The sequence below is a fragment of the Pauljensenia sp. UMB3104 genome, from assembly GCF_030217285.1.
Taxonomy (GTDB): Bacteria; Actinomycetota; Actinomycetes; order Actinomycetales; family Actinomycetaceae; genus Pauljensenia.
Window position 1 is genome coordinate 114785 of the sequence record NZ_JASONN010000002.1, and the last position, 23347, is coordinate 138131.

Sequence of the window (23347 nt, forward strand, 5' to 3'; positions counted from 1 at the left end):
CGATCCACTGAACGGAGAGACTATGCCCAGGATGTTCGGCACGGATGGCGTGCGAGGACTGGCGAACGTTGACATCACTGCGGACCTTGCGCTGCAGCTCGGCGAGGCCGCCGCCCGCCAGTTCGGCGGCTCCCGGCGTGCGGACGGTTCGAAGCCCCGCGCGATCATCGGACGCGATACGCGTATTTCGGGCGAGTTCCTCGATCACGCCCTCGCGGCGGGCCTGGCCAGCGCCGGCATGGACGTGACCCGCATCGGCGTCGTCACCACGCCCACGGTCGCGCACCTGACGGCCACCGAGGACACCGTTGACCTCGGAGTCATGATTTCCGCGTCGCACAACCCGATGCCCGATAACGGCATTAAGTTCTTCGCGCACGGCGGCTACAAGCTCGCGGACTCTGTCGAGGATGAGATCGAGGCCCTCGTGAACACCGAGTGGGATCGCCCCACCGGTGACGGCGTCGGCGAGATCAACGCCGATCACGCGTGGGCTAAGGACTCCTACATTGCCCACCTTGTTGGCGCGATCGGCACGGACCTGCGCGGCATGAAGATCGCGATCGATTGCGCGAATGGCGCGGCCTCCGAGCTGGGCCCGGCGGTCTTCCGCGAGCTCGGGGCCGACATCACGGTCATCAACGCGTCCCCGGATGGGCGCAACATCAACCTGAACGCGGGTTCGACTCACCCCGAGGCCCTGCAGGCCGCCGTCGTCGAGTCCGGCTGCGATTTCGGCGTCGCTTACGATGGCGATGCGGACCGCTGCCTGGCCGTCGACCACGAGGGCAACCTCATCGACGGTGACAAGATCATGGGTGCGCTGGCCGTCAACGCCAAGGCGCGTGGGGCCCTCGCCAAGGACACGCTCGTCGTCACTGTCATGAGCAACCTGGGTCTGCTGATCGCCATGCGCGAGGCTGGCATCAACACCGTGCAGACCGGTGTGGGTGACCGCTACGTGCTCGAGGAGATGCTGGCGTCCGGCTACTGCCTCGGTGGCGAGCAGTCCGGCCACATCATCGCCCGCGATCACGCGACCACCGGTGACGGCATTCTGTCCTCGCTCCTGGTCTCGCGCATGGTGAAGGAATCCGGCCGTTCGCTGGCCGATCTGACTTCCTTCATCCAGCGCCTGCCGCAGACCCTCATCAACGTGGGCGGCGTGGACCGCGCTGCCGCGTCGACGAATGAGGCCGTCGCCGAGGCCGTGGCAGCCGCTGAGGCTCGCCTGGGCGACACCGGCCGCGTGCTCCTGCGTCCTTCGGGCACCGAGCCGCTCGTTCGCGTCATGGTCGAGGCCGCGACCCAGGACGAGGCCGATGCCGTGGCTGCGTCGCTGGCAGACGTCGTCAAGGAGAACCTGGCGCTCTGAGCGCACTCCAGACAGAGGCGAGGGCGGGTACCGGTGGGTGCCCGCCCTCGCGTGTGTGTTGCTGATAGACGAGGTCGCCTGGCGCCCTCCTGCGGGCAGAGTGCGGCAGGCGGCCTCGTGCCGGTGCGGAGAGTCGTCAGATCTTGGCGGCCTCGATCCACTCAAGCGGGATGCGGGTGAAGTACAGGCCCTGCATCTCACGCTCCCACAGGAGGCCGAGTGTTCCGTCGGGCAGGATCGTCATGCACTGGTAGACGTAGTGCGCCGGGTTGAAGGTGCGCGACGCGATCCACGTGCGTCCTCCGTCTTCGGAGAGGCGAAGGACACCGCGGCCGCGGTAGGGGCGCATCTGCGAGGCGTTCGCGAAGACGACGCGCTCGGGGCAATCCTCCGTCGGCCACGGCACAGCGTTGGGCTGGCAGAAGATCTCGGTGATCTCTTGCGCGAAGGAGACGTCGCTCCACGTCTCGCCTCCGTCGGGGCTGACGGTTGTGGCGACCTTGCCGCTCGGGTGCTGGTTGCGCATGAGCATGAGCAGGGAGCCGTCGGCGCGCTCGATGAGGGTGGCCTCGTGCGTCGCGGCGGCCTCGGTGTCGAGCGTGCGCGAATCGATCTCGCGGCCCTCGAAGATACGCCCGTCGTTGGGGGACTTGCCGCGCTTCCACGTGGCGCCGCCATCGTCGGAGTAGACGACGGAAGCGGAGAAGTGGCGCTTGTGGTCCCCGTTGTAGTAGATCGGGATGACGAGGCGTCCGCTGCGCAGCTGCACGCCCGTGCCCGGGGAGGTGCCGCAGAAGGACATCCACTCTTCCTTCACGTCCTGGTTGAGGTTGAAGGGGCCGGACCAGGTCTCTCCGTCGTCGTCGGAGTAGATCATCTGCAGGAAGCAGGTGCGGGCCGTGAGCAGTGTCTGGTGGGGATCTTCCCCATCAGCGAGGAACACGTTGCCGCCGGGCTTTTCCTGTCCATCCTCGGTGACGGTAACGTCACCGCGCTCGGAGATTCTGAAGGGGGTGGTGTTGCCGTCAGCGTCCGTGACACTGCCGTCCTCGTTCCAGGTGTAGGTGGCACCCTGACTGTCGTGCAGGATGTAGCGGCCCTTCTCGTCGACGCCGAGGCCGGCCTCGGCGTTGGGCTGACCGATCCCGCCGGGGAAGTGGTCGATGAGGACGACGAGGCGTCCGTTACGGCGGTCCTGAACGACGCACGAATCGATGACCGACGCGCCCTTCGCCCCGTGACCGGGGTAGGAGAGCACCGTCTGGAGGTCACCCCATGTGTGTCCGCCGTCGAAGGAGCGGCGCACCGTGAAGTTGATCGAGTTGGGGGAGTCATTTGCGATGGTCTCACGCTGGTCGGCACCGGCGACGACGACCCCGGACTTCAAGGTAATCAGCGAGGGGATTCGGTAGCTGATGGAGTCGTGAAACCCGGCATCGAAGAGGCACTGCGTGTCGAGTGGAGCGACGGAGGACAGCTTTTTGATCTGCGAGTCGTTGAGGACCGAGGAGAAGAGGGCGGCGTTGCGGACCTCGCCGAAGAGGCGGGATCCGGAGGTGTCCTGACCGATGACGACCTCGTCGAGGGAATCGACGGCGGCGAAGAAAGCCTGTCCGGGCAGGTGGGCCTCAAGGTAACCGTCCACGTAGATCTGGACCGCGCCGTGTCCGACGCGCACGACAACGTCGTGCCAGTGTCCCTGATCCCAATGGCCGTAAGCCGTGAACGTGCGCCACTGGCCCGCGCGGCCCAGGACCTTGTATTCGATGCCGTCGGCTGTCACGGACAGGTTCAGCTGCTCAGTGCCTGCGCCGCCGGCTGCAAGGATCGTTCCGTGCTGCCCGGGGCCGCGCACGCGATAGCGGGCGAAGATGGTGCCAGCGGTGAGTTCGGACAGCTCGGCGACGTCGTAATCCGACAGGTGGGCGGCGGCGAACTCGATGAGGGGTGTGGGGGCGGGGGAGAGGGCAAGGATCTCTTCCGCGGAGAGGACGGACTCGTGCTCTGCGAAGGAGCGGATCTCAATGCTGGCTCCCGGGGTGAGGGAGAGCTGCGCGTCGGGGCCGCTGGCGGCGGGAGAGAGGTCTGCGGTGGTCGAGAAGCACTGGTAGCCGTCGAGGAAGATCTTCGAACCCGCAGCGGTCGCAGTGAGCGCGAGCGAATGCCAGGTGCCATCCGTGACGGAGGCGGTGTCCTCCATGTCCAGGGCGAAGGTCATCGCTTGTGTTGAGCCTTCGAGGAAGAGGGCGCTCGAGCGGATGAACAGCTTCCACCCTGTGTCATCGGTGCTGTGGAGGGCGATCAGTGCTCCGTCGATGCGTGCGCGGAACTGTAAGGTCCAGGAAATTCCCGGGTGACCTGCGTCAATACTCATGTTTGACACCTTTCTGTTAGTTGCTCATTCCGCCTCGCGTCGTTACGAGGCGAAGGGTGCGTTCAGTCACAATAGTGAAGTTGTCAGACAGATTATCACTGCGACATTTCGTTGGCAATATGCAGATTGAGCCAAAATTTCCCCTTGACTCTAGGGTGAGAGGGAGCTAACATACTCGCAAGTTGTCTGACAACTTGCTAGTTAGACATCTGGACTCAAAGCCCCTCGTTATTCGACGATGAAATTTCAGGAAGGCACTCATCATGAGTACGTCCCCCGCACAGGCGCTTCCCAAAAAGCCCTGGTATCAATACCTCACCAAAGAAGACCGCAAGGCCTTCTTCGCCGCATGGATCGGCGTTCTGCTTGATGGCTACGACTTCGTCCTCATCTCCTTTGCACTCCCCGCGATCAAGGAAGCGTTCAGCCTGACGCTCGTCCAGAGCGCATCCCTGATTTCGGCGGCCTTCATCAGCCGCTGGATCGGCGGCCTCGTGCTCGGCGCAATCGGTGACCGCTACGGGCGCAAGCCAGCGATGATCCTGTCGATCTTCATGTTCGCTTTCGGTTCGATTGCCTGTGCGCTCGCTCCGAACTTCTGGATCCTCTTCGTCCTGCGCCTCATCATTGGCTTCGCAATGGCAGGCGAGTACTCAGCATCCGCCGCGTACGTCATCGAGTCGTGGCCCAAGCACATGCGCAACAAGGCGTCGGGCTTCCTTCTCTCCGGCTACGCCTTCGGCGTCATCGCCGCTGCTCAGGTCGACAAGTACTTCGTGACCTGGGTCGATTCGATGCACCCCGGCTGGGGCTGGCGAGCCCTGTTCCTCACCGGCATCGTCCCGATCGTCGTCGCCATCTACATGCGGCGCACCCTTCCCGAGGCCGCGGACTGGAGTGAGGCCAAGGAGAAGGGCGGCGACGAGAAGAACGACATGCTCGCCGTCCTCTTCGGCGGGCAGCGCAAGGTCCTCAACTACATCGTCGTCGTGATCGCATTTATCGGCCTGCTTCTCATCTTCACTCAGCAGGTGGGCGGCGTTGTTGCGGTGAGCCTGGTCGGCCTCGTCTGCGCGGTTGTCTTCATCTACCTGATCATCCAGTTCGATTCGAATCGCTGGATCATTGGCATCGCGATCATGCTGACGATCTTCGCGTCCTTCATGTACACGTGGCCGATCCAGGGCCTCCTGCCGACCTACCTGCACGGTGTTGGTATGGACCAGAAGGTCGTTGCGAACGTCGTGTCCTTCGCGGGCCTCGGCAACGCCGCTGGCTACATCATCGCCGGCTTTGCGGGTGACAAGTTTGGTATGCGTCGCTGGTACGCGATCTCGCTGCTGCTCTCGCAGGTCATCGTCTTCCCGCTGTTCATGCAGGACGGCAAGTACGTCGCCCTCGTGGCGGGTCTGCTCTTCTTCCAGCAGATGTTCGGCCAGGGCGTCTCGGGCCTGCTGCCCAAGTGGGTGTCCTCCTACTTCCCGGTCGACAAGCGTGCTGCTGGCCTCGGCTTCTGCTACAACGTCGGTGCTCTTGGCGGTGCGGTCGGCCCCGTCCTCGGCGCTGCGATCGCCGATCAGCTGGGTCTGGGTATGGCCCTGGCGATCCTGTCCTTCGGGTTCGCCGCGATCGTCATGGTGTCCATCGGTGCGAATATCCCGCGTCTGCTGCAGAAGGCCGTGGGGCCGGAGTATGTTCGTCCTGAAGATGGAAACGACGACATCATCAAAGAGGGATGATCACCATGACACTTCCTTTCGTTATCGGCGCGTACGCGTCGCATCCGGCGCCGGAGCTGGAGGCTGACTACTACCGTCTCCTCGCGGACCAGCCGTGGGTCAGCGGCGTCGAGATGCCCTACCCGGGCCAGCTCGCCACCCAGGGCGAGGTCCTGGCCAGCCACCTGGCCTCCCACTGGGACTTCAATACGATCACGGCGATCCCGGGCACCATGCAGAACGTGTGGAAGAACGAGAACTTCGGCCTGGCCTCGCCCGACGAGGCCGGACGCGCCGCCGCTCTCGACTTCACCCGCGCTCTGTGCGACGACCTCGCCGCCCTGTGCGATCGAGCGGGCCGACAGCTGGTCGCCCGCGTGCAGCTGCACTCGGCGCCGACGCGCCTGGCCCAGGAGGACGCCTTCAAGCGCTCGCTCGCCGAGCTGGCCACGTGGGACTGGTGCGGGGCACGCCTCGTCATCGAGCACTGTGACAAGTACGTGCCCGAGCAGAACCCCGAGAAGGGCTTCCTGTCCCTCGAATCCGAGATCGACATCGTTTCCGAGGCTGGCATCGGTATTCACCTCAACTGGGGCCGTTCCGCCGTGGAAGGCCGCAGCGCTGACACCGCTTACGAGCATGTGCTCGAGGCCGGTAAGCGCGGCGTCCTGGACGGCATCATTTTCTCGGGCGCAGGCCCGGAGGAAACCCAGTACGGCTACTCCTGGATCGATGGACACCTGCCCGCGCAGGCCGACGAGCCGACCTCGCTCATGGACGAGGCCGAGATCGCTCGCTGTGCCAAGGCTGCCATCGAGGGTGGTGCCAACTACCTTGGTGCCAAGGTGTGCGTGCCCAAGGATGCGTCCCTGGAGAAGCGCCTGGAGATGCTGACCAACATCTACCGGGCCTGCGGCCTCGGCGAGTAACGGCGTCGTCGCCGGGTGTCACTCCCGCATTTTGTGAGCGTGTGGGAGGCGCCCGGCGCGAGGCGTCAGCATAAGGGAGGGGCGGATGCCGACTGGCATCCGCCCCTCCTCCCCTCGCGCTATTGGTCGTTCTGTTCTGCAGGTGAGGCGTGGTCAGCACGAGAAAACCGCTGCTCGAAAGCGGGAGGCAAAGACAGGTATTTCTGCGCGCTGAAGTGGTAGTTGGCTGGGCTGATCTGAGGGTTGCTCAGCAGCTCCTGAACGGCGGGGTCGTTCGAGCACGTCACGGTCTCACATGCGCCCTCTGGTGAGAAGTAGAAGATATCGCGGCTCACGGCATAGCGTGGGTTGTTCCGCTGTGCGTCGATGATTGCGAATCGGCCAAAATCCACCAGTGTTTGCAGCTGACCTGAGAGGTCGTCGGGGGTTACGGGTGCAACAAAGAGGAGATGCTGCTGTGGGATGAGCGCGAAGAGACCGTGTGGCGCTTCGATCGCGTGCTGCTTGACCACCGCAGGCATGTTTGCTGCTTTGGCGGCAATGAAAGGCGACGGGCCGGACAGGCATGTTGTCGGGCCGGATTTCTGCGTGATGGTGATCGTGATGGCGTCAGTGTTCAGCTGTCCGTAGTGGAAAAGCTCATCGACGCTGAGAGGGCGAGAACGGAGTTCCTCGGTGGTGCACCTGGTTGTGCCGGCTGCATGGACGATACTCAGGATCATTGAGAGCCCACCGGGGAAAGGCCGTGCATAGGAGAAGTCGGGGTGTTGGACTGTGTAAGTGGGGACGAGCTCGGTGCGTACGCGCCGACGCAGCACGTCGGGGATGGAGAGTTCTGCGGCCTCCATGCGAATCTGATCGAAGATTCGATCAGCCCAATTGTTGAGGATGCCCCTGTGATTAATTGGCGGCGTGTTGAGTAGGTCGTAGAAAATCGCTACCAGGTTGCAAGTCAATACGTTGTTGACGACTAGATACATCAGCGCATTGTTGTGGTCGATCGTCACCTCGACGTTGAGTCCCTTTTTCTTCAGCTGGCGTACGAGGAGGGGAATGAGAGCGGAGTCGACGTACCCTGGAAACATCGTGCCCATTGGGTACAGGAGGTTTGGTTGGTACATAGCGCTACTGTCATTGTTGTGGGTGATTGGCTCAGCTTTGCGCGCAGCGCGCATGCCATGCCACGATACGCTCTTTAGCCGCGCCTGGCGACGGACGAACGCCACACCGGGCGCGTCGGGATCGTCGCGATGGGGGTTCCGTCGGGGGCCTTGTCCTCAAGTGACGCACTGGGGTGGACGTCGGCCATGGGGGAGCGGCCCTCGATGACGTTGATGATCGAGGCGACGGCGGCCTCGGTCATGTCCTTGAGCGGCCACTCCACGGTCGTCAGGCCGAGCGCCTCGGCGCTGTGGCGATCCTGGTTGCCGAAACCGAGGATCGACAGATCGCCGGGCACCGACAGATCGAGGTCTGCGGCCGCCTGGAAGACGCCGGGGGCCTGAGAGTCGTCGGCCAGGGCGATCAGTGAGATCGACGGATCCTCGTCGAGGAGGCGCAGCGCGGCCTGATACGCCGTCGACGCCTCCCAGTCGGGCAGCGAGTAGAGCGTGAAGTTCGTAGAGAAAGCGCTCGCGACCGGGTTCTGTCGGGCGTGGTTCGTGTTTGGCCCCGCCAGGAAGACGGCGTGCCCCGTCCCCATCCCGGTCGATGGGTCGATGAGCGCGCAGTCGGACAACACCAGCTGCACCCCGGCGCCCTCGTCGATGCGGATGAGGGAAGATTCCGATCCGGTCGGGTCGGCCTCGATCATGGACATGGCGACGACGGGGATACCGAGGTTCGCGAGCAGCCGCGAGGTGAAGGCCTCGGCCGACGTGGTCTCGCGGATGATGCCGGCCAGCTGGGTGTCGCCCAGGACCCCGCGGATGACCTCGGCGTCGGAGGCTCCATCGCCAGACTGGAAGAGAGGGAGGAGGAGGTAGCCGCGGCGCTGGATGTCGATCATCGCTGTCGTGAGCACTGTGTGGACGACGGGCACGAACGGGTCGTCCGGCAGTTCGGCCATGAGGAGGGCGATGAGGTGCGACTTGCCGCGGCGCAGCGAGCGGGCGGCCGCGTTGGGGATGTAGTTGAGCTCGCGTGCGGCCGCCTTGACGCGCTCGATCGTGGCGGGCGCGATCTTCACATCTCGGCCTCGTCCGTTGAGGACGAGCGAGACGGTCGACGGTGCGACGCCTGCCGCGCGGGCGACATCGGCCCGGGTTGCGCGCTCCATGCATGGCTCCCAATGCTCGGTTGCGTTTCGTTGAAACGCAACAACTATAACGTGTTAGTCTTATCTCTGACGATCGGAGTTTCGACGATGACATCCGAAAGGCACACAGACGTGATATCGATACTACCTTCCTATGCTCCCGATGCGGGAGCGCTCCTGCCGCCGCGCGCGCATCTGGTCGATGATCCCGGCGTTGTCAGCCTCGACGGTACCTGGTCCTTCGTCTATCACCGTACCGATCCGGCCCCCTGGGTCAGCGTTGAAGAACCCTGGGATGAACCAGCCGTCGGCGACGACGCGGACACGATCGACGTGCCCAGTCACTGGGTCCTGCGCGGCGAAGGCGCCTGGGGTCACCCCGCGTACACGAACGTCGACTTCCCATTCCCCGTCGACCCGCCTTTCCCGCCCGAGGACAACCCGGTGGGCGACTACCGTCGCACCTTCGAGCTCCCGGCCGACTGGGAGGGCGGTGTCATCGCCCTGCGCTTCGACGGCGTCGAGAGTCAGGCCAGCGTGTGGGTCAACGGCACGTGGATTGGCATGGCCCGCGGCTCCCGTCTGGCCCACGAATTCGACGTGACCGAGGCCGTGCACGCCGGTACCAATCGGGTCACTGTGCGCGTCCACCAGTTCAGCCCCGGCACCTACCTCGAGGATCAGGACCAGTGGTGGCTGCCCGGCATCTTCCGCTCGGTGAGCCTGCGCCACCTCGCCTCCGGGGCGATCGAGGATCTGTGGATCGACACCGACTACGAGGCCGGGGTTGGTTACGCGACCATCGAGGCCCGGGTCCGTGGCGCGCAGGATCCGCATCTCTCCGGCCACCTGGAGATCGACGGCCTCTGGTCCTTCGCATACTCCCTCGAGCCAGTGGGTGAGGGGCGCTACCGCAGCGGCCGCATTGAGGTTGGAAGCGTGCGCCCGTGGAGCGCCGCCGACCCCGCCCTCTACGACGCTCGCGTGCGCGTCGAAGGCGAGGACGGCCTCGTCAATGGTGTGCGCAGCCTGCGCATCGGATTCCGTCGAGTGAGCATCGAGGACGGCGTTCTGACGGCGAACGGACAGCCCCTGACGCTCAACGGCGTCAATCGCCACGAGGTGCGCGCCGACGAAGGTCGCGTGTTCGATGAGGAATGGGTACGCAAGGACCTCGCCCTCATGAAATCCATGGGAATCAACGCGATTCGCACCTCCCACTACCCGTCGCACCCCCGCGTCCTCGACCTGGCCGACGAGATCGGACTGTGGGTCATGCTCGAAGGAGATATTGAGACGCACGGGTTCGAGGGGACGGGGGAGTGGATCGACAACCCCTCCGACGATCCGCGTTGGGCCGACGCCTACCTGGATCGCACCGTGCGCGCGTTCGAGCGCGACAAGAACCACCCCTCGATCATGATCTGGAGCCTTGGCAACGAGTCCGGAACCGGCGTCAACCTGGTCGCCTGCGCGCGCTGGATCCACGAGCGCACGGGAAACAGGGCCATCGTCCATTACGAGGGAGACCACGCCCTCGAGTACACGGATATCTACTCGCGCATGTACCCCACCCTCGAGGAGGTTGCGGCCGTCCTCGACGATAGCGATCTCCACGCCGAGGTCGCGGTTCCCACCCACGTTGCCGCCCGTGTTGACGACTCGGCCCGCGAACGCATCCGCCGCGCCCCCTACCTCATGTGCGAATACCTGCACGCGATGGGAACCGGCCCCGGAAACGCCGCCGGTTATGCCGCGCAGATGAGCCACCCGCGCCACGCCGGAGGCTTCGTGTGGGAATGGCGCGACCACGCCCTGTGGCGCACCCTCCCGGACGGGCGCCGCGCCCTGGCCTACGGCGGCGACTTCGGCGAGGAAGTGCACGACGGCAACTTCGTGTGCGACGGCCTCGTCGATGCGCTCTCTCGCCCCTACGCGGGCACCTGGGCGTGGGTTGCGGCCATGGCGCCCGACGCGCCAGCCCTCGCTTCGGCCCTCAAGGATGCCGGTAGCGGTCGCGACGACGAGCGCCTGCGTTCCCTCGCCTCGGCGCCGGTTGAACCCGTGCATACTCTCAGCGCTGCCGACCGTCCCTACGAGCTCGACTCGCGTGGGCGGCTCGTGAGGGTTGGCGGCCTCCCGGTGTCCGTCGAGCTGAGTGTCTTCCGTGCCCCCACGGACAACGATCGGGGTCGAGGCCCCGTCGACTACTGGGGAATCGGCGCGGACGACCTCGGTCCCCTGGGCGTCGGACGCGGCGAGCACGGCACCTCGCACGCGATGCGTTGGGAGGCGGCGCGCCTGCACCTGCTGCGCCGCCGCCTCGTGTCGGTCGAGGGGGATGAGCAGTGCCAGCGTGTCATCGAGCGTTGGGCGCCTCCCGCCGCGCACTTTGGTGCGACCCTCACCTGGGAATACCGGCCGGTGCGAGTCGGTGACATCCCCGCCCTGTCGCTGTCCGTGAGCGTCGTTCCCGACGGCGTGTGGCCCGATCGGGTGCCGCGCCTGGGCGTGCGCATCGAGCTGGGCGGGTCCTCGTGGGAGGCATCGTGGCTGGGGGACACGCTCATCGGCTACTCCGACATGCGGGTCCCCGGCGCTCGCGGGTATGGGCGAGCCGAGGCCTCGGACCTGTGGGACGTCTGCGTACGTCCGCAGGAAGGCGGTCAGCGACTCGATCTCGAGGCGCTGTCCCTGCGAGGCGAGGCCGGGGAGTTCCTCATCCTCCCCGCCTCGCCCGTCGGCTGGAGTGTGTCCCCGTGGAACGAGCGTGAGCTGGCGCAGGCTGCGCACTGGGAGGATCTGCCTGACAGTGACCGTCTGTTCGTGTGGCTCGACGCCTTCCAGGACGGCATCGGTACCCGGTCGTGCGGGCCTGACTCTCGGCCCGAGTTTGCTGGCCGCATGCGCGATGCGGACATGACATTCGTGATTGCCCAGGTCGGGGGTGATTGAGCGTCGTACTGTTATGTTGCGGCTTGATAACGATGCGCAAAGTTATTGGCAAATGATGCGCAAAGCGTGACAGGTCGCTATGATTTAGGCATCAACTAACACGAGATAGTTAGTGACTCGATCCCATCGATCGACCAACAAAAACGGACCAACGGAGGTTTCGCATGTTGAAGAAGAAGATGGCTGCTGGCGTTGTCGCCCTCGCCATGTTCAGTACCCTCGGCCTGGCCGCCTGCAACGACGGCGGTTCTGGCTCCACCAGCTCCAGCGGCGGTTCGACCGCTGCCGGTTCCATCCCCGAGCCCGACGTCGCGTGCGACATCCCCGCGGGCAACCTTGACAACTCGAAGATCGACACCTCGAAGGTCGAAGGCCAGATCACCTTCCAGACCCAGGGTCTGCAGAACGACTTCGGCGACTTCTTCAAGGCCAAGATCAAGGAATTCGAGGACGCCAACCCCGGCGTGACGATCAACTGGACCGACCAGGGCGGCGGCGCCGAGTTCGACCAGACCGTCACCGCGCAGGCCTCGAACTGCAAGATGGCGGACGTCATCAACGTTCCCTCCTCCACCATCCTTGCCCTGTCCAAGTCCAACCTCCTCATGGACTACGACGTCAAGGCCCCCGGCATCGGCGACAAGTTCGTGAAGTCCATTTGGGACTCCACCGCCCTCGGCGCGAACGACCACCACACGGCTCTGCCCTGGTACTTCGGCCCCTACATCACCACCTACAACAAGGAGGTCTTCAAGCGCGCTGGTCTCGACGAGAACATGCCGCCCAAGACCATGGATGAGCTGTTCGACGACGCCGCTAAGGTCGGCGCCGACGGGCAGGGTGACTACGGTATCTACGGCTCGCCCGAGTGGTACATGATCGCTCAGCTGCACGGCATGGGCGTCAACCTGCTCAACGCCGACAAGACCGCCTTCGACTTCGCCGACAACGAGGCTGCGATCAACTACGTCACCAAGCTCTCCGAGCTCTATGCCTCCGGCGCCATCCCGAAGGACTCCCTGACCGGTGAGCCTGACCCGGGCAAGGCCTACACCGACGGCAACCTCGCCTTCGGTACGCCCAACGCCTCGTTCCTCAAGTCCGTTAAGAAGAACAACGAGACGGTCTACCAGAACACCGGCGTCGGCCCGTTCCCGACCAACCCCGGCATCAAGCCCGTCTTCGAGGGTCAGTACATCGGCGTCTCCGTCACCACGCAGAACGCCCCGCTGGCCATGAAGTTCGCTGAGTGGATCACCAACGCTGAGAACGAGTACGCCTGGACGCACGACGGCGGCGCCATCATCTTCCCGGCCGCCACCGACGCCCTCGACAAGCTCGTCGCCAACCCGCCGGAGATCGCCGACGACCCGGTCTTCAAGGCCGCCTACGAGGAGGCCGCTAAGGCCGCCAAGGACGCCGAGGCCTACACCGACGTCTTCTACGCGACCGGCGCCGTGAAGGACGCCCTCATTGAGAACGTCAACAAGGCCATCCGCGGTGAGGTCGATCCCAAGACCGCCCTCAAGACCGCTCAGGATCAGATGAACGAGAAGCTCAAGGCTCTCGGAGACTGATTGACCGCTCGGGGGCCGAGGCCTGGCCTCGGCCCCCGACGCATTCCTCGCCCAGCGTCGGGCCGCCGGCTCACGACCCCGCGCACCCCTCATAAAGGATTTTGGTATGCCGACACGTAAGAGCGCGCAGGTGCGCTCCCTCAATGGCGCCGCCCGATTCCGCCCGGGCTGGGTTCCCTGGCTGTGGGTGACCCTCCCGGTCCTCGCGGTCATCTCCTTCTACATCTACCCCTTCATCACGACCGTCTACGTGTCGTTCACGAAGACCAAGCCGATGGGGCGCATCGGTCGCTTCGTTGGTCTCGACAACTTCACCGCGGTACTGTCAGATCCCGAGTTCTGGCAGTCGCTGACGAACTCCCTCATCTATGCGGTGTGCGTCGTCCCGCTCATGGTGCTCCTGCCGCTGCTGCTGGCCCTCCTCGTCAAGTCGCACGTGCCCGGCATCGGCTTCTTCCGCGCCCTCTACTACCTGCCGGCCATCTCCTCGCTGGTCGTTATCTCCCTGGCCTGGCGCTACCTTCTCGACCAGCGCGGTCCCATCAATAACCTGCTGGCGTCGTGGGGCCTCGACCCGATTCCATTCCTGTCGAATCAGTGGTTGATCCTCTTCTGCGCCATGATCATCACCCTGTGGCAGGGCCTGCCCTACTACATGATCCTGTACTTGTCGGCCCTCGCGAACGTGGATAAGTCCCTGTACGAGGCTGCCGAACTCGACGGCGCCGGACCCATCCGTCGCTTCTTCACCGTCACGGTCCCCGGCGTCAAGGTCATGATGTTCCTCGTCGCCACCCTGACGACGATCGGATGCCTGAAGATCTTCACCGAGGTCTACCTGCTGGGCGGCTCCGCATCGCCCACGAAGACCCTCACGATGTACATCCGAGACCGAATCGTGGACCCGACCTTCGGATCGCTGGGACAGGGCGACGCCGCCTCGGTGTGCCTCTTCCTCATCACCTTCGGCTTCATCATCGCTTCGCAGAGCCTGCAGAGGAAGGCTGAAGAATCATGAGCACCGCAACCTCGACCACTCCCGCCTCCTTTGGCGAGCGTTTCGCGCAGTGGCGCAAGGAGCGCCGCCTCGAACGCCAGGGACGCAACACGGCATCGCGTCAGATGCGTGGCGGGGCCCTGTTTGCCCGCTACGTCCTCCTCGTCGTCGTCGCCCTCATCCTGGTCGGCCCCCTCGTCCTGCCCCTCATGGCGGCCTTCAAGGCCCCCGGCGAATCCGTCTTTGGTCAGGGTGCGACCATGCTGCCCCAGCACTGGTCACTGGACTCCTTCTACGTCCTCTTCGAACGCACGAACATCCTCCTGTCCATCAAGAACTCCGCGATTCTTGCGACCCTGACGGTCACCTCGAACGTCGTCCTGTCCTGCATCGGCGGCTACATGCTGTCGAGGCGTGGGTGGACCGGGCGCAACATCATGTACTTCGTGGTCCTGTCCGCCATGATCTTCCCCTTCGAGTCGATCATGCTCTCGCTGTTCAAGATGATGGTGCAGCTGGACCTGTACAACACGCTTCCCGGCGTGTGGATGGTCGCCATGATCGGCCCGTTCCAGATCCTCATGATGCGCGCCGCGTTCATGGGTATCCCCGACGAGATCGAGGATGCGGCCCTCATCGACGGCGCGGGCGAACTGCGCCGCTTCTGGTCGATCTTCCTGCCCCAGGTGCGCGGCACCCTGACCGTCGTCGGCCTGACCTCCTTCATCGGGGCCTGGTCCGACTTCATCTTCCCGCTGCTCATGCTGCCGGACCCGAACAAGCAGACGCTGATGCTGACGCTGACGGCCATCCAGAACTCGCCGCAGGGCGTCACCTACCAGCTGGTGCTGGCCGGTGCTGTCGTTGCGATGATCCCCGTCGTCCTGGTCTTCGCCTTCAGCCAGAAGTTCTTCTTCCGCGGCATCGAAGACGGCGGTCTGAAGTTCTGATTTCTCTCCCCGCGGGTGCGCCTCGCACCCGCGGGGATCTTCTCTACCTAAAAGGAGGTTTTTTCACAAAAAACTAACACGTGTTAGGGATTATTCGTTTTCAAACGTCTAGCGACCTATCCCTGCCATCACCCCCATACTGACGAAGGAGTTAAACTCATGGGGACTAGACCCATCATCGGTGCGCTCTCAGCCCCGATTCTTGCGGCCACCATGCTTGGCCTCGCACCGACCGCGGCGCTCGCCGCCACCGAAACCCCGTATCACCCGACCGTCCTGTGGGCGACCTCCGAAGAGAAGGTCGGCGAAAGCGCCCCCAACGGCACCATCGCCGCCCTCGTCGACGACGACACGACCCGCACCGACGCGACCAAGACCTTCTGGACCACCAAGTGGAAGGGTGGCCTCGACGAATATCCTCACGCTCTCGCCGTCCAGAATCCCACCCCCGGCACGCAGGTCTGCGGCCTCGGCCTGACCCCGCGTCCCACCTACGATTCGACGCTCGGCAACGACCAGTTCCCGGGTGAATACCGCGTCTTCGCCTTCGATGAGGACCCCGGAAACCCGGCCGCAGAAGCCTCCTTCGCCGACTGGAAGACCAAGGTGGCCGCGGGCACCTGGGACGGCGGGACCGAAGTCGCGCACGGCAGTGACCTGCAATTCGGCAACAAGGAACAGTACGTCACCTTCCCGGCGACCACGAAGCGCGTCTTCACCCTGACGGGCCTGCGCTCCCTCGCCCCCGGCAAGAAGGACATGGCGCTGTCCGACATCAAGCTCCTGCCCTGCGACGCCGAGGGCAACGCCATCACCTCCTACGGCAGCGACGACAACAGCGGCAACAACACCGCGACGCGTCCCGTCGTGCCCCACCCCGAGGCCCCCGAGCAGGGATCCGGCGCGTCCGACCTCGTCGTTGACTTCGTCATCGACCAGCTGCCCTACGGCGACCCCGGCAAGCCCGTCGACTTCGCCCCCGGCACTCACACCTACACGGCCACCGGCTACTACCACGCCACCACCGTCTCGGCCCGCATCCGTACGGTCGACGGAGCCACCGTCACCATCAACGGCGCGACCCCAGACGCGGACGGACGCGTGTCCAACCTTGACCTGACCACCGGACTGAACGTCATCACCGCGACCGTGTCCAAAGACGGCAAGGAAGCCACCTACGTCGTCAACATCACCAAGGTGGACACCGACTTCCGCGGCAACGTCATGGTCCCCGTGACCGCCACCGCGAACGGCGGCACCGAGGCCGACAACGCGGCCCTTACCGACCTCGACCCGAAGACGACGTGGACCTCTGACCCGCTCGTGCGCGCGAACGAGTGGTCGGACAGCGTCACCGGCATCGAGCTGCACCTGGGCGAGGCCCGCTACGTCCACCGCGTCAACGGATGGGGCACCCCGACCCTGCCCGCCGGCGTCCAGGGATGGCACGGCGGTAACTCCGTCGCCATCGCGGTCCAGGAGGCCGACGGTGGCGAGTGGAAGACCATCGTCACCCACGGCTCGCTCACGCGCGACGCGCGCGGCCTGTGGTACTGGGATTTCAACGCCTATCACCTCGCCAAGAACATCCGCATCTGGATGAACGACGAGACCGAGCCCCAGACCCCGCAGAATATTGCCACCGCCGTCACCTTCAACGACGTCGAGGTGTGGGGCCTGCCCGCCGGCAAGACCCCGGTGGCCCCGGCGGTCGACAACTCCATGTACGAGCGCTACTCCGGCTTTGACCCCGGAGAGGGCAAGTGGGGCGTGAACCGCGCCCAGGCCCTCGCGCTGCAGTACGGCGTCATGATGCCCGCGTGGGTTCCCTCCGAGGGCTACGGCCGTGGTGGCTTCGACGCCAACGAGCGCGACCTGACCGGTGGCGCGTTCCCCATGTTCTACGACCTGCCCATGTTCAACACCCCCATGATGGAGTCCCTGGGCAAGGGCGCGCCGTGGGCCCTCGCAAAGGCCCCCACCGGCAAGAACAGCATGTGCAACGCGGGTGATCCCCACGACTTCATGAACGAATACATGAAGCCCTACGCCTCCACGCTCGTCGACATCCAGTACGGCGATGAGGGCGGCTTCAACCGCGTCGAATCGGAGTGCTTCAAGAACTGGTTCTCCTGGTCCAAGCAGAACATCCCCGGCGCCGTCGTTCACGCCAACTCCTGGGATGACCCCTCCTGGTACCGCGACGCGAACCTGAGCTACTACGTCGAGAACGCCAAGCCCGACCTGCTCAGCTGGGACAAGTACTACTGGGGCGCCAACGGTGGCCCGGCTCCGAGCAGGGTCGTCATGGACCTGCTGAACACCAACACCTGGAAGAAGCAGCGCGAATACGGCCTGAAGGGCACCACCGGTGACGGCTCCGCCCCGATCCTGTACGGCCAGTACCTGGATTACAACTGGGACGCGAACGTGTCGGCCTCCGAAAAGTCGATCGTCCCCTCCCTGGGCCTGGCGACCGGCCAGAAGTGGTTCGGCCTGTTCCGCATGGAGTACAACGGTTACGACCGCTCCTCGATCATCGACCACGATGGCGCGCCGACGCGCTCGTTCTACGAGTTCTCCAACATCTTTGGAAACGTCAGCTACATCGGTAACTACACGAAGGCCATGAACTCCACGTTCGTCGCCTACAAGCCCGGCCAGTACGCGGCTCGCGGCACCACCCCCTCGCTGAGCGGCTACAAGTACGGTGACTTCGCCTCCGGCGACGAGGCCAAGGCCGCCAATGCGGCCGTCGGCCTGGTTGACATGTCGGTGACCAACGTCGGCTCCGTCAACGACGGAATGCCCGGCGACGTCGTCGTCGGCTACTTCGAACAGCTGAAGGGCCTGGATAGCGCTAAGTCCGCCGAGATCTTCGGCGACTCCACGACGGCCCCCACGGGCTTCATGGTCGTCAACGCGCTGACCGGCCAGACGCACTACCCGTCCTACCTCCTCGACCCGCGCACCGATAACGGCTCGCTGGCCGAGACCGCTCAGGACATCACCCTGACCGTCAAGAAGCCGAGCGCGAACGCGCACCTGATGCTTGTCAACCCCGCCGACAAGACGACGCAGGAAGTCGAGCTCGGCGATGGTGAGACCTCGCAGGTCGTGCTCCACGCCGTCGGCGGCGGTGACTCGCGTTTCCTGTACTGGGTGACGATCGAGAACCCGGCTCCCACCCCGGACCCGCAGCCTTCCGTGGATCCGACCCCGGCGCCGCAGCCCACCGTGGATCCGACCCCGGCGCCGCAGCCTTCTGTGGATCCGACCCCGGCTCCGACCCCGGATCCCACGCCCCAGCCTCGTACTGGCCAGTGGAAGTCCGGCTACTTCGGCTGGTGGTACAGCTACTCTGACGGCACCTACGCCGCCAACGAAACCCTGGTCATCGACGGCTTCACCTACCGCTTCGACGCGAGCGGCTACCTGAAGATGGGCTGGGTCTACGACGGCGGACACTGGTACTACCACGGCGCCAGCGGCGCCCAGCAGTCCGGCTGGATTCAGGACCGCGGCTCCTGGTACTACCTCGACCCCGCGACCGGGCAGATGGCCACCGGCTGGACCCAGATCGGCGGAACCTGGTTCTACCTGTCCTCCTCCGGCGTCATGCGCACCGGCTGGGTCAAGGACGGCGGCGCCTGGTACTACCTGTCGCCCTCCGGTTCCATGGTCACCGGCTGGCAGCTCCTCGGCGGAACCTGGTACCACCTGGGCGCCAACGGTGCGATGACCACCGGCTGGTATCAGGAGGGCCCGACCTGGTTCTACCTGCGCGGGAATGGCTCCATGGCCACCGGTTGGGAAATGATCGGTTGGTCCTGGTACCACTTCGCTCCCTCGGGCGCGTGGATCGGCTAACCGTTAGCTTTCCGTGAGACGAGGCCGTGGCCGGGTTTTCCGGCTGCGGCCTCGTTTGCGCATGATCGGGGCAGGAACGTCAGTCCTTGCGGATCGACAGCGATTCGACGCGGTGGTCGGCGCCCTTCGTGAAGATGAGGGTTGCGCGCTCGCGGGTGGGGCGAATGTTTTCGCGCAGGTTCGGCAGGTTGATCGCGTTCCACACGACGTGTGCGGTGGAGACGGCCTCGTCGTCTGCGAGGGATGCGTATGTCTTGAAGTAGGAGTCTTCGCGCGAGAACGCGGTCGCTCGCAGCTTCAGGAAGCGATCGACATACCACTGTTCGATGAACGTCTCGTCGGCGTCGACGTAGATGGAGAAGTCGAAGTAGTCCGAGACGGCCACCGACACGGAGCCGGGCGCCGAGCGCGGCGGCTGGAGCACGTTGAGGCCCTCGACGATGAGGATGTCGGGGCGATCCACGTCGATGAAGGCGTCGGGCACGATGTCGTAGGTGACGTGGGAGTACACGGGTGCCTGGGCGTGCGGGTTGCCCGCCTTGACCGAGGCCAGGAACGAGATGAGGGCCGTGCGGTCGTAGGACTCGGGGAAGCCCTTGCGGGCGATGAGGGAACGTTCCTGCAGGATCCGGTTCGGGTAGAGGAACCCGTCGGTCGTCACGAGGTCCACGCGCGGGGTGGAATCCCAGCGCGAGAGCAGCAGCTGGAGCAGGCGCGCGACCGTCGACTTTCCGACGGCAACCGAGCCAGCGATGCCGATGACGAAGGGGGTCGAGTGGGCCTCGGACTCGCCGAGGAACGCGTGCCGCTCGGCCGCAGTGCGGCGGCGACCGTCGATGTAGAGCTGCAGCAACGCGCTCAGGGGACGGTAAATCGTGTCGACCTCGGTCATATCGATGGGATCGCCCAGCGACGCGATGCGGTCGATGTCCTCCTGGGTCAGCGGCAGGGGAGTGCGATCGGCGAGGCTGTCCCACTCGCTGCGATCAAAACGCGCGTAGGGGTTGGGCGCGCCATGCATAGTGGCCTGCGTCGGCCCGTCAGGCGAGGCGTTCGGCGAGGCCGGAGAGGGGACGTTCGAGGGGCTCTCGGTGATGCTCACGACCCCATTGTGCCCCACAAGCTGATGCTGGCGCGCACCCAGTTCGCCGCGTGAAGCGACACACGTTACCTGCCAGGGAAGGGGGTGGGTGTGTTGGAATGGGTAGCATGTGCGGAATTGTTGGACATATTGCATGCAAGGCGTCCCAGCGTAGCCGCGAGGTTGTCCTCGGTGGCCTGGCGCGCCTCGAATATCGCGGATACGACTCGGCGGGCATCGCCCTGACCTCGAACAACGGCCTCTACGTGCGCCGCGCGGTCGGCAAGCTCGTCAACCTCGTCGAAGAAGTTGACGCGGACGCCCCCGCCGACGCCATGGCCGGCATCGGGCATACCCGCTGGGCCACCCACGGGCGCCCGACGGTCGCGAACGCCCACCCCCATACCAGCCCGGACGGGCGCTTCGCCCTCGTCCACAACGGCATCATTGAGAACGCGGACGTCCTGCGCGCCGCCCTCGTCGCCGACGGCGAGACCTTCGCTTCCGAGACCGACACCGAGGTGGTCGTCCACCTGCTAGCGCGCGCCTACGACGAGGTCGAGGCGGCCTCGTACACCGGCGGAGTCGCCGGACTGACGGGTGCGGACGAAGAGGTGGCGCGCCGCCTCGTCGTCGCGATGCGCGCGGTGACCGCGCAGCTGCACGGTACTTTCACGCTGCTGGTGGTGAGCACCGAGTCTCCGAACGTCATCGTCGCTGCCCGCCGTTCCTCCCCGCTGGTCATCGGCCTGGGCGAGGGGGAGAACTTCCTCGGCTCCGACGTCCTGGCCTTCGTCGAACACACGAACCGCGCGCTCGAGGTCGGCCAGGACGAGGTCGTGGTCGTCTCCGCGACCGGCGTGACCGTCATCGACCCCAGCGGCAACCCCGTCGAGCGCGAGGCGTACGAGGTCGACTTCTCCTCCGATCGCGCCACCAAGAACGGCTGGCCGACCTTCATGGAGAAGGAAATCCACGAGCAGCCCGAGGCCGTGGGCGCGACCCTGGCCGATCGCATCGACTCTCACGGACACCTGGCCCTCGACGAGGTGCGCATCCCCGAGCACGTCCTGCGCTCCGTCGACAAGGTCATCATGATCGGCTGCGGCACCGCCTCCTACGCCGGACAGGTTGCCCGCTACGCGATCGAGCACTGGTGCCGCATCCCCGTCGAGGTCGAGCTCTCCAGCGAGTTCCGCTACCGCGACCCGGTGGTGGGCGAAAAGACGCTGGTCGTCGCCATTTCTCAGAGCGGCGAAACCATGGACACCATCCAGGCGATCCGCCACGCCCGCGAGCAGGGCGCGAAGGTCGTCGCCATCGTGAACACGCCCGGATCGACGATCTCCCGCGAATCCGACGCCGTGATCCTCACCCACGCCGGCCCCGAGATCGCGGTCGCCTCCACGAAGGCGTTCACCGCGCAGGTCACCGCCTGCTACATCCTGGGCCTGTACCTGGCGCAGGTACGCGGCAACAAGTACGCCGACGAGATCGCCGACTACATGGACAAGCTCGCGCGCGTCCCCGAGGCCATCGCGAAGGTCCTGGACAACGGTGAGACGGTCCGCCAGTTTGCCCGCACGATGCAGGACGCGACCTCGGTCATCTACCTGGGCCGTCACGTCGGCTTCCCCGTCGCGCTCGAGGGCGCGCTCAAGCTCAAGGAAATCTGCTACATCCACGCCGAGGGCTTCGCCGCCGGCGAGCTCAAGCACGGCCCGATCGCGCTCGTGGACGAGGGCCAGCCGGTCATCGTCATCGTGCCGACCCCGCGCCGCCCCGAGCTGCACGGTAAGGTCCTGGCCAACATCGCCGAGGTCCGTGCCCGCGGTGCCCGCACGATCGTTGTCGCCGAGGAGGGTGACTCCTCCGTCGACGAGTTCGCCGAGGTTGTCTTCCGCGTGCCCCCCGTGCCGACCCTGTACGCACCGCTCCTGACCGTCGTGCCGCTGCAGATCTTCGCCTGCGAGCTCGCCTCCGTCAAGGGGTTGGACGTCGACCAGCCGCGCAACCTGGCCAAGTCCGTGACGGTGGAGTGATCCGCCGGCGCGGGGCTAGCGCCTCGTGAACGCGGCGGGCCTCGTTCCTCATGTGGGACGAGGCCCGCGGCGCGTTTGCGGCCTATCTCCGCAGACACCCCCACCCGGGTGTGCTGCGTCATCGAATGTGTCGCAAAGCGTGAAGGTATTCACGATAACCCTGTGAAACAGTAGCCAAAACGGCTCGGGTGATTGCGAGGGCGGGGGAGGGGGCGACTAGCGTGGAAGACGCGGCGGGAAGCCCGTCACACCCAACAACGCAAGCAAGCCCCGGCCTCGTGACACGACGGCCGCAACCACCCCGGGAGGTGCGCACATGACCCTGTCCACGATCCTTATCGGGATCCTGCCCTCTGTCTTCTTCGGTGTCGCTACGACGCTGATGGGAAAGACCGGCGGCTCAGACCGCCAGCGAGTCATGGGCGCCGTCCTCGGCGGCCTGCTCATGGCCGCCGTCGCCACCCCCTTCCTGCACCCCGCCTGGACACCCCTGAACCTGGGCGTCTCCTTCCTGACCGGCCTGCTCCTCGGCGTCGGCGTGTGCGATCAGCTGCGCTCCTACTCGGTCCTGGGCATGAGCCGCACGATGCCCCTGTCCACCGGCGGCCAGCTCGTCCTCATGTCCCTGGCCGGCATCGCGATCTTCGGCGAGTGGCTCCACGGCGGCGCGCTGCCCTACGGAATCGCCGCCATCGTGGTCCTCATCGTCGGCATTTGGTTCCTGTCGCGCTCCGAGTCCGGCTCCGACGCGGCCTCCCTCGACTGGAAGCGCGGCGCCTTCCTGCTGACCACCTCGACGCTGGGCCTCGTGGCTTTCCCCCTCATCATCAAGTGGTTCGGGATCGCACCCGCTGAGTTCCTCCTGCCCCAGGCGATCGGCTACACCGTGTACTGCGCGATCTTCTTCGCGATCCAGGGCCGCGGCGGCGTCGCCCCCGAGGACTCGCTGCGTCACCGCCGCATGGTCCCCTCGATTTTCAATGGCGTCCTGTGGGGCACCGCCATCCTGCTCCTCCAGCTCAACTCCAACAAGCTGGGCGCGGGCACGGGCTTTACCCTCTCCCAGCTCGGAATCCTCATCTCCACGCCGCTGGGCATCCTGTGGCTCCACGAGACCCGCACGCGCAAGGAACTGCGCTGGACCATCATCGGCGTCGCCCTCGTCATCGTGGGCGCGGTCCTCGCAGGGGTCGCCAAGACCCTCGACGTCGCCTGATCGGGG

14 protein-coding genes are annotated in these 23347 nt (G+C 65.4%); 10 read left to right on the top strand and 4 right to left on the bottom strand.

Translation table 11 applies throughout. From position 1 onward, the window contains the following. Positions 1-22: 22 nt before the first annotated feature. Complete coding sequence (gene glmM / locus QP415_RS01795) at positions 23-1375, top strand: phosphoglucosamine mutase (protein ID WP_048676557.1); 1353 nt, start codon at positions 23-25, stop codon at positions 1373-1375. A 136-nt stretch (positions 1376-1511) separates the two neighbouring features. On the opposite strand, the gene QP415_RS01800 is transcribed toward glmM, so the two are convergent. Further along, positions 1512-3749: a sialidase family protein gene (locus QP415_RS01800; protein ID WP_285098246.1), complete on the bottom strand. Its 2238-nt coding sequence runs from the start codon at positions 3747-3749 to the stop codon at positions 1512-1514. A gap of 263 nt (positions 3750-4012) precedes the next feature. On the opposite strand from QP415_RS01800, the gene QP415_RS01805 reads away from it, so the two are divergent. Together QP415_RS01805 and QP415_RS01810 are read left to right on the top strand one after the other, a co-directional pair. Continuing rightward, positions 4013-5488 carry an MFS transporter gene (locus tag QP415_RS01805; protein ID WP_048676560.1) on the top strand — a complete coding sequence of 492 codons (1476 nt, stop codon included), beginning with the start codon at positions 4013-4015 and terminating at the stop codon, positions 5486-5488. Positions 5489-5493: 5 nt separating this feature from the next. Beyond that, positions 5494-6396, top strand: a complete 903-nt coding sequence (locus QP415_RS01810; protein ID WP_285098249.1) for a DUF4862 family protein — start codon at positions 5494-5496, stop codon at positions 6394-6396. Between the two features lie 119 nt (positions 6397-6515). Here the strand turns inward: QP415_RS01810 and QP415_RS01815 are convergent, their stop codons facing one another. Together QP415_RS01815 and QP415_RS01820 are read right to left on the bottom strand one after the other, a co-directional pair. Beyond that, positions 6516-7622, bottom strand: a complete 1107-nt coding sequence (locus QP415_RS01815) for a hypothetical protein (protein WP_285098251.1) — start codon at positions 7620-7622, stop codon at positions 6516-6518. Next, entirely contained in the window at positions 7592-8674 is a 1083-nt protein-coding gene (locus QP415_RS01820) for a LacI family DNA-binding transcriptional regulator (RefSeq protein WP_285098254.1), read from the bottom strand. The genes QP415_RS01815 and QP415_RS01820 overlap by 31 nt, the downstream gene beginning before the upstream one ends. A 111-nt stretch (positions 8675-8785) precedes the next feature. Between QP415_RS01820 and QP415_RS01825 the strand changes: the two genes are divergently transcribed. The 5 genes from QP415_RS01825 to QP415_RS01845 all read left to right on the top strand — a co-directional run bounded on the left by QP415_RS01825 (position 8786) and on the right by QP415_RS01845 (position 19002). Then, positions 8786-11608: a glycoside hydrolase family 2 TIM barrel-domain containing protein gene (locus QP415_RS01825; protein ID WP_285098256.1), complete on the top strand. Its 2823-nt coding sequence runs from the start codon at positions 8786-8788 to the stop codon at positions 11606-11608. Positions 11609-11772: 164 nt separating this feature from the next. Continuing rightward, positions 11773-13185: an extracellular solute-binding protein gene (locus QP415_RS01830; RefSeq protein ID WP_016460301.1), complete on the top strand. Its 1413-nt coding sequence runs from the start codon at positions 11773-11775 to the stop codon at positions 13183-13185. 106 nt (positions 13186-13291) lie between these two features. Next, a complete protein-coding gene (locus QP415_RS01835; RefSeq protein ID WP_285098260.1) occupies positions 13292-14203 on the top strand; it encodes a carbohydrate ABC transporter permease in 912 nt (303 codons plus the stop codon). Continuing rightward, a complete protein-coding gene (locus tag QP415_RS01840) occupies positions 14200-15132 on the top strand; it encodes a carbohydrate ABC transporter permease (RefSeq protein WP_016460299.1) in 933 nt (310 codons plus the stop codon). The genes QP415_RS01835 and QP415_RS01840 overlap by 4 nt, the downstream gene beginning before the upstream one ends. Before the next feature lie 159 nt (positions 15133-15291). After that, positions 15292-19002 (top strand): cadherin-like beta sandwich domain-containing protein, encoded by a 3711-nt coding sequence (locus tag QP415_RS01845; RefSeq protein WP_285098261.1) that lies wholly within the window; start codon positions 15292-15294, stop codon positions 19000-19002. A 79-nt stretch (positions 19003-19081) separates the two neighbouring features. Here the strand turns inward: QP415_RS01845 and coaA are convergent, their stop codons facing one another. Next, on the bottom strand, positions 19082-20023 hold the full coding sequence (gene coaA, locus QP415_RS01850) for a type I pantothenate kinase (protein ID WP_285098343.1): 942 nt from the start codon (positions 20021-20023) through the stop codon (positions 19082-19084). A 188-nt stretch (positions 20024-20211) separates the two neighbouring features. On the opposite strand from coaA, the gene glmS reads away from it, so the two are divergent. Together glmS and QP415_RS01860 are read left to right on the top strand one after the other, a co-directional pair. Then, entirely contained in the window at positions 20212-22125 is a 1914-nt protein-coding gene (glmS, locus tag QP415_RS01855) for a glutamine--fructose-6-phosphate transaminase (isomerizing) (protein ID WP_285098264.1), read from the top strand. A gap of 316 nt (positions 22126-22441) precedes the next feature. Further along, positions 22442-23341, top strand: a complete 900-nt coding sequence (locus QP415_RS01860) for a GRP family sugar transporter (protein WP_285098265.1) — start codon at positions 22442-22444, stop codon at positions 23339-23341. Positions 23342-23347 lie beyond the last annotated feature (6 nt).